Source organism: Azospirillum sp. TSH20, assembly GCF_003115935.1.
Taxonomy (GTDB): Bacteria; Pseudomonadota; Alphaproteobacteria; order Azospirillales; family Azospirillaceae; genus Azospirillum.
The window spans coordinates 1-7,678 of the sequence record NZ_LGQU01000165.1 but is presented as its reverse complement, the minus strand read 5'-3'; the positions used below and the strand labels follow the sequence as shown (position 1 = coordinate 7,678).

The 7,678-nt window shown below is 68.1% G+C and carries 8 protein-coding genes; 4 read left to right on the top strand and 4 right to left on the bottom strand.

The features are described 5' to 3' along the window. Positions 1-105: 105 nt before the first annotated feature. The 4 genes from moaA to TSH20_RS32600 all read right to left on the bottom strand — a co-directional run bounded on the left by moaA (position 106) and on the right by TSH20_RS32600 (position 5,142). Entirely contained in the window at positions 106-1,146 is a 1,041-nt protein-coding gene (gene moaA / locus TSH20_RS32615; RefSeq protein WP_109157711.1) for a GTP 3',8-cyclase MoaA, read from the bottom strand. A gap of 133 nt (positions 1,147-1,279) precedes the next feature. Further along, entirely contained in the window at positions 1,280-3,334 is a 2,055-nt protein-coding gene (locus TSH20_RS32610; RefSeq protein ID WP_109157710.1) for a 4Fe-4S dicluster domain-containing protein, read from the bottom strand. 129 nt (positions 3,335-3,463) lie between these two features. Continuing rightward, positions 3,464-4,321, bottom strand: coding sequence for a substrate-binding domain-containing protein (locus tag TSH20_RS32605; protein ID WP_109157709.1), 858 nt, complete (start codon positions 4,319-4,321; stop codon positions 3,464-3,466). 119 nt (positions 4,322-4,440) lie between these two features. After that, on the bottom strand, positions 4,441-5,142 hold the full coding sequence (locus TSH20_RS32600) for an ABC transporter permease (protein WP_109157708.1): 702 nt from the start codon (positions 5,140-5,142) through the stop codon (positions 4,441-4,443). Positions 5,143-5,228: 86 nt separating this feature from the next. Here TSH20_RS32600 and fdhD point away from each other — a divergent pair, with 86 nt between their 5' ends. From fdhD to TSH20_RS32580, 4 genes are all read left to right on the top strand, one after another. Continuing rightward, on the top strand, positions 5,229-6,110 hold the full coding sequence (gene fdhD / locus TSH20_RS32595; RefSeq protein ID WP_109157712.1) for a formate dehydrogenase accessory sulfurtransferase FdhD: 882 nt from the start codon (positions 5,229-5,231) through the stop codon (positions 6,108-6,110). Further along, positions 6,100-6,738, top strand: a complete 639-nt coding sequence (gene mobA, locus TSH20_RS32590; protein ID WP_109157707.1) for a molybdenum cofactor guanylyltransferase MobA — start codon at positions 6,100-6,102, stop codon at positions 6,736-6,738. The genes fdhD and mobA overlap by 11 nt, the downstream gene beginning before the upstream one ends. Further along, complete coding sequence (locus TSH20_RS32585; protein WP_109157706.1) at positions 6,735-7,244, top strand: DUF3305 domain-containing protein; 510 nt, start codon at positions 6,735-6,737, stop codon at positions 7,242-7,244. Before mobA ends, TSH20_RS32585 begins: the two co-directional genes overlap by 4 nt. Then, a partial coding sequence (locus tag TSH20_RS32580; RefSeq protein WP_109493022.1) for a DUF3306 domain-containing protein occupies positions 7,241-7,678 on the top strand: 438 nt, incomplete at its 3' end. The genes TSH20_RS32585 and TSH20_RS32580, both read left to right, overlap by 4 nt.

The window sequence follows — 7,678 nt, the reverse complement described above, 5'->3', positions numbered from 1 at the left end:
GCTCTCGCACAAAGCTATGCTTTGTGCTGACGCGGCAGGCGGACCGTAGGTCCGCTGAGAGCGGGGGAGGTTAGGTGGGGGTCTAACGCTGCCGAGAAAAGAAACTCACCCCCCCGTCACGCTCATATGCCGCCCGACGGCCGGACCCTGGTGGCGGCGGTCGATGATGAAGTCGTGGCCCTTGGGCTTGCGGGTGATCGCCTCGCGCACCGCGTCGATCAGCGGGCCGTCCTCGTCGCTGACGCGCAGCGGCGTGCGCAGGTCGGCGGCGTCCTCCTGGCCCAGGCACATGTAGAGCGTGCCGGTGCAGGTCAGCCGCACGCGGTTGCAGCTCTCGCAGAAGTTATGCGTCAGCGGCGTGATGAAGCCCACGCGCTGGCCGGTCTCCTCCACCCGGACATAGCGGGCCGGGCCGCCGGTGCGGTGGTCGCTCTCGGTCAGGGTCCAGCGCTTTTGCAGCTCGGCCTTCAGCATGGTCAGCGGCCAATACTGGTCCAGCCGAGCGCCCTCGCCGATGTCGCCCATCGGCATCACCTCGATGAAGGTCAGGTCGAAGCCCTGTTCGCCGCACCACGCCACCATGCGGTGGATTTCGTCGTCGTTGACGCCCTTCAGCGCCACAGTGTTGATCTTGATCTTCAGCCCGGCGTCCTTGGCCGCCTGGATGCCGCCCAGGATCTTGTCCAGCTTGCCCCAGCGGGTGATCGCCTGGAACTTGTGCGGATCGAGCGTGTCCAGCGACACGTTGATCCGCCGCACGCCTGCCTCATACAGGCCGGCGGCATGCTTGAACAGCATGGTGCCGTTGGTGGTCAGCGTCAGTTCGTCCAGGTCGCCCGATTCGATGTGGCGTCCCAGCGAGCGGATCAGCCGCATCACGTCACGCCGGACCAGCGGCTCGCCGCCGGTCAGCCGCAGCTTGCGCGTGCCCAGCTTGACGAAGGCGGTGCACAGCCGGTCCAGTTCCTCCAGCGTCAGCACCTCCGCCTTCGGCAGGAAGCTCATGTCCTCCGCCATGCAGTAGACGCAGCGAAGGTCGCAACGGTCGGTCACCGAGACACGCAGGTACTCCACCTTGCGGCCGAACGGGTCGACGAGCGGGGCGAGGCTGGCTGGCGACGGGGCTTCGGACACGGGATCGATCATCGCTGGACTCCAGGGGCGGCCGCTGGCGGGCCGCCACAGTATATGTTCGCCACACGCACGATGTGCAACGATCGCGCAAGCCTATTCCACATCACGGTATGCCGACTTTGATGACGATCAAGAGGGACCTCCGTCAGATCAGCTTTTGCCGTGCCTCCGCCAGCCGGGCTTCCCGTTCGGCTTCCTCGCGTTCGCGCAGGTCGTCGTCGGTGGTGCGCGGCACCGGCGGGCGACCCATGGCGAAGGGTTCGTTCCCACGCTCGAACTGGTCGCGCACGCGGCAATCCTCGCACATGCGGATGCGGTTGGCGGCCTCCGGCGTCGCGAACATCCAGTGCTTGCCCGCCAGCGTCGTCACGATCTTCTCGATCGAGGATTTGGTGGCGAAGGGCTTGCCGCAGGAGACGCAGCAGAAGGGCTCCTCCTCCTTCACCACCGTCGCACCGCGGGCCTGATCGCGGAAGTCGATCTCCGGCACCAGCGAGATGACCTTCTCCGGGCAGGTGGTCTTGCACAGGCCGCACTGCACGCAGGCATCCTGGGCGAAGGACAGCATCGGCTTGTCGGCATTGTCGAGCAGCGCCCCGGTCGGGCAGGCGCCGACGCAGGACAGGCAGAGCGTGCAGCCCGCCACATCCACCGACACCCGGCCGAAGGGCGCGCCCGGCGGCAGCGGCAGAACCTCTACCGGTGCAGGGGCGACCTTGTGCAGGTGGCGCAGCGCCAGCATGGTCACCGTGCGCTTCGGCCCCATCGGCAGGAACATCCCCGCTTCGACGGTATCCGTCGGCAGGCTCCAAAGCTCGTCCGCAACCATGTCAGGATCGGCGGCGTCGATCACCGCCACCCGGCCGGAGCCGTAGCCGAGCCCGCTGAAGGCGGCCTCGGCCAGCCCGATCTGGTTGGCGAGGCCGGCGGTCTCCCCCTCGTTCTCCGGGCCGGTCAACACGCGGACATGGGTGCAGCCATAAGCCAAAGCCAGCGCGAACAGGTCGAAGCCGACCTGCGTCACCTCGTTCAGCGCGAAGGGCAGCACGCGGGCCGGCAGGCCGCGGCCATGCCGAGCCATCATGCCGACCAGGGCATCGCCGTGGCGGGGATCGTGGATCAGCAGGGCGGGGGCGGTGCCGCCGGCTTTCCGGTAGGTGCCCAGCAGCGTGCGCAGCCGTTCATAGACGGTGGCGGCCGGCGGCAGGGCATAGGTCGCGGCGCCGGTCGGGCAGACCGCGGCGCAGGATCCGCAGCCGGCGCAGACATGCGGGTCGATGGCGACATGGTCGCCGTTCGGCGTGATCGCCCCGGTCGGGCAGACGTCAAGGCAGCGGGTGCAGCCGGTCTTGCGGCTGCGCGAATGGGCGCAGAGATCGGCCTTGAAATCGACGAAGCGCGGCTTCTCGAACTCGCCGACCAGATCGGCCATCTCCAGCAGCGCCTTGGCCACCTGGGTCGGGCTGTTGGGGTCAGGGCGCAGATAGCCGTCGCGGCGCTTGTGGTCGGGGAACAGCGGCGTGCCGCCGGTCAGGTCGAGGATCAGGTCGCAGCGGGCCGAGGCCCCCTGCCGTGCCGGCTCGAACCCCAGCGCCCCGCGCGAGGAGGGCAGGGCGGGAGCGTAATCATCCACCACGATCTCGAAGGCGCCGACCCAGCCGCGGGCGGCGCGGATGCGGCCACGGAAGATCGCCACGTCCATCACCAGCGGCGGCGCGATGTCCTTCGCGCTGGTCAGCAGGACGGTGACGTCCAGCCGCTTGGCCAGTTCCCGCCCGGCTTCGATGGCGCGTTCGTCATTGCCATAGACCAGACAGGTGCCCTGAGAGGTCAGGGTCAGGGCACCGGTCGGGGGGATCGGCAGGGCCGCCTCGGCCAGCAAGGCGGCGATCTTCGGCAGCGCCAGTTCGCCCTCGTCCGACCAGCCGGCGCGTTCGCGGATGTTGGTGAAGGTCAGGGACGTGTCGGGCGCCACCTCCGCCGCGATCTCACTGAAAAGCGGCGCTTCCTGCGTGCAGGCGACCAGCAGCGGCTGCCCGTTGGCGACCGCCGCCTCGAATCGGTCGAGCTGCGCCCGGCACAGCTGGGTATGCACGGTGACGGCGCTGCCGTCGCCGCACGCCTTGCCGAGCGCCGCCCCGTCCAGCGCGATGCTGTGCGCACAATCGCAGACGAGCACCGTCCGATCGCCGATCTTCATCGTCCCCAAAACTCCTGTCGCTTGGGGCTGACGCCCCTGGCCTGAGGACACTCATATGGGGGAATGCGGCGTAATGGGAACGGGAATCTTGTTGGGGTTGGTCCGTATAGACGCTGACTGGACAGTTCCTTACGCCCCCGGCTCGTTGGCGTTGGGGAAGAACAGCTGTTCGCCGTTGATGGTGTAGTCGGCGATGGCCTTCTGGCCCTCGGCGGAGACCAGCCAGTCGACGAAGGCCTGACCGTCGGCCGCCTTGACGTGGGGGAACTTGGCCGGGTTGACCAGCATCACGCCATACTGGTTGAACAGCCGCTTGTCACCCTCAACCAGCACCGTAAGCGGACCGCGGTTCTTGAAGTTCAGCCAGGTGCCGCGGTCGGTCAGGGTATAGCCGTTCATCGCGGCGGCGGTGTTCAGCGTCGGACCCATGCCCTGGCCGATGGAGCGGTACCAGTCCCCCTTGGCATCCGCCTTGGCCGGGTCGAGCTTGGCCGTCTTCCACAGGGCCAGTTCGGCCTTGTTGGTGCCGCTGTCGTCGCCGCGCGACACGAAGGGGGCCTTGGCCTCGGCGATCTTCGACAGAGCGGCGGCGACGTCCTTGCCGCCCTTGACGCCGGCCGGGTCGCCGGCCGGGCCGACGACGACGAAATCGTTGTACATCACCGGCTTGCGCTCGGTGGAGAAGCCTTCGGCGACGAACTTGTCCTCCGACGGCTTGTGGTGGACGAACAGCACGTCGGCGTCGCCGCGCTTGGCGAGGTCGATGGCCTGGCCGGTGCCCTTGGCGACGACCCGCACCTCGATCCCGGTCTTGGCGGTGAATTTCGGCAGGATGGAGCCGAACAGGCCCGAATCCTCGGTCGAGGTGGTGGAGGCCACCGTGATGAAGCGGTCGGCGGCCAGCGCGGCCGACGGGGCGGCGAGCTGGACCAGACCGGCCAGCGCTGCGGCGGCGGCACAGCGCAGCACGAATGAACGGCGCAGCATCACTCAACTCCTCCCATTGGCGTTATTGCTTTTCTGGCATAGCGCATCGCGACGCCATTGCAAAGGTCTGGGCAGCTTTTTCCATTTTGGTGTCATGCACCCCGGATCAGGCACCCGGATCAGGCCGGCCTGTCTCCCGCCTCCTTCAGCAGCGACGCGGCGAGATTGACCGCCAGCGACAGGGTCATCAGCACCATGCCCAGCCCCAGCGCCATCGGCAGGTCGCCCTTGCTGGTCTCCAGCGCGATGGCGGTGGTCATGACGCGGGTGACATGTTCGATGTTGCCGCCGACGATCATCACCGCCCCCACCTCGGCCGACGCACGCCCGAATCCGGCCAGCACGGTGGTGACGAGGCTCCAGCGCGCTTCCGACAGCAGGGTGGCCAGCCGGCGGATCGGCCCGGCGCCGGTAACGCGCAGCAGGTCGTCATACTCGACCAGCAGATCCTCCACCGTCTGGCGGGCGAGCGAGGCGACGATCGGCACGATCATCACCGTCTGGGCGACGATCATCGCCGCCGGCGTGAACAGCAGCCCCAGCACCCCGAACGGGCCGGAGCGCGACAGCAGCAGATAGACCACCAATCCGACCACCACCGGCGGCAGCCCCATCATCGTGTTCAAGGTGATGGCGACGGCGCGCCGGCCGGGAAAGCGCAACGCCGCGACGGCGGCGCCCAGCGGCAGGCCGATCAGCGTGGCGATGGCGACGGCGGACAGGCTGACCCGCAGCGACAGGCCGATGATCCGCATCAGCCCGTCATCCATCGACACGATCATGGAAAAAGCGACGGCGAGGGCTTGGGAAAAATCCTGCATTCAGTCCAAATCACTTTTCGAATCATTCCGGCGGGGGCTTGTCCGATGGACGCCGCTCGCCCACACTCGCGCGCATGAGCCCGACCATGAGCCTGAAGACCTTCACCATAGCGCCGGATCCGGCGAACCCCAAGCTGACCGAGCGCGTCCGCGGTCTCGACCAGGACGGCCGCGAGATCGAGACCTCGGTCACGGTCGAACGGCCGCTGACCCTGTACCTGAACGGGCAGGAGATCGTCACCATGATGACGATCGGCGACTATCCGGACTGTCTGGCCGTCGGCTATCTGCTGAACCAGAACATGCTGCGGCGCGACGACCGCATCACCGGCATCGACGTGGACGAGGAAACGGACACCGTCGTCGTCCGCACCGAGCGCGCGACCGATTATGAGTCCAAGCTGAAGAAGAAGACGCTGACCTCCGGCTGCGCCCAGGGCACCGCCTTCGGCGACGTGATGGAGACCTTCGAGTCCGTCAGTCTTCCCGCCGACGTCCGGCTCCACACCTCGTGGATCTACGCGCTGTCCAAGCAGATCAACCTGCAGCCCAGCCTGTATCTGGAGGCCGGGGCCATCCACGGCAGCGTGCTGTGCCAGGGCGACCGGCCGCTGGTCTATATGGAGGATGTCGGCCGCCACAACGCGGTGGACAAGGTCGCCGGCTACATGCACCTGAACGGCATTTCCGCCGACGACAAGATTTTCTACACCACCGGCCGCCTGACATCCGAGATGGTCATCAAGACGGTGCAGATGGGCATTCCGATCCTGGTCTCGCGCTCCGGCTTCACCGCCTGGGGCGTGCATCTGGCGCGGCAGGCCAACCTGACGCTGGTCGGCCGGGCCAAGGGCAGGCGCTTCATCGCGCTGGCCGGCACCGACCGGCTGGTGTTCGACGCCGATGCCGCCGGGGCCGCGGACGAGGATGCCCGGCATGGACGCAAGGGAAGCCGCGATGACGACTGACTCCACTCATCCCGATATCGGCGGCGTCCTGCTGGCCGGCGGCCTGTCGCGCCGGATGGGCGGCGGCGACAAGTGCCTGCGCCCGCTGGGCGACCGCAGCATCCTGGAGCGCATCGTCGCCACCGTCCGGCCGCAGGTCGGGCCGCTGGTGCTGAACGCCAACGGCGATCCGGCGCGCTTCGCCCATCTCCACCTGCCGGTGGCGGCCGATGTGGTGGAGGGCTATGCCGGCCCGCTCGCCGGCGTGCTGACCGGCATGGAGTGGATGCGCGGCACGGCGCCCGGCGTCGCCTGGGTCGCCAGCTTCGCCACCGACGCCCCCTTCATCCCGCGCGACCTCGTTACCCGCATGGTGGCGGCGTTGGAGCATGAGGGCGCCGACCTTGCCTGCGCCCGCTCGGGCGGGCAGGAGCATCCGGTCTTCGGCCTGTGGCCGATCCGTCTGGCCGGGGACCTCCGCCGCGCCATGGTCGAGGAGGGTGTCCGCAAGGTCGATGCCTGGACCGCCCGCTACCGGCTGGCCGTCGCCGACTTCGCCGTCGATCCAGTCGATCCCTTCTTCAACACCAACCGGCCGGAGGATCTGGCCGAGGCGGAACGCCTGCTGGCATCGGGACATGTGTCATGACGGAACAGCCCGCCCCTCAATCTCTTGAGCGCATCGAGACCATGCCGCTGGGCATCGTGGTGGAGCGCCGCCGCGGCGTCACCGCCTGGGCCGACTGGAGCTGGCGCCCGGTGTCGGTCATCCCCGGCGCCGGACCGGTCGATCCGCCCGGCCGGCTGCTGATGGAGGGCGAGGGCTGGACCCACAGCCACGCCGCCACCCTGACGCTGGAGCTGTTCCGCACCGACACCGAAGGCTACCGCCTGAACCTGTCACAGGACCCGCCGCGCCTGTGGGTGGTGATGCGCCCCGGCACGGATGGCGAGGAACTGGTGCCCTTCACCGTCACCGCATCCGCCCATGAAGGGGAGGGCTATCAGGTTGGGGCCGACGTGGTGGAGACGGTGCCGATGCCGGCGGAGGTGATCGCGCTGGTCCGTGATTTCGTCGAGCAGCATCATGTCGACGTCCCCTTCCACAAGCGCGAGCGCAAGCGCTATTTCGAGAAGGAGGACCGTCGGCGGTGAGCGACGAAGCCTTCCTGTCGCGCTGGTCGCGCCTGAAACGCACGGCGGTCAAGCCGGAGCCGGCACCGGTCGAGGTGCCGCCGGTCGAAGAGACTGCGGAGCTTCCCGTCGCCGTCACCGAGGACATCCCGGTCGATTCCGCCCAGCCGGATGCTAAACCCGAAGACCCGTTGAAAGACCTCCCGCCGATCGAGGAACTGACCGGCGAGTCCGATTTCACCCCCTTCCTGCGCGCCGAGGTGCCGGAGGATCTGCACCGTCAGGCTCTGCGCAAGCTGTGGACCTCCGATCCGGTCTATGCCAACGACGACGGGTTGAAGGACTACGCCGACGATTACGCCAGCCTGTTCACCGGCAGCGTCCCGGTGAAGACCCTCTACCGCGTCGGCAAGGGTTTCCTCGACACGTTGGACGAGGTGGCGGAGCAAGGCGGG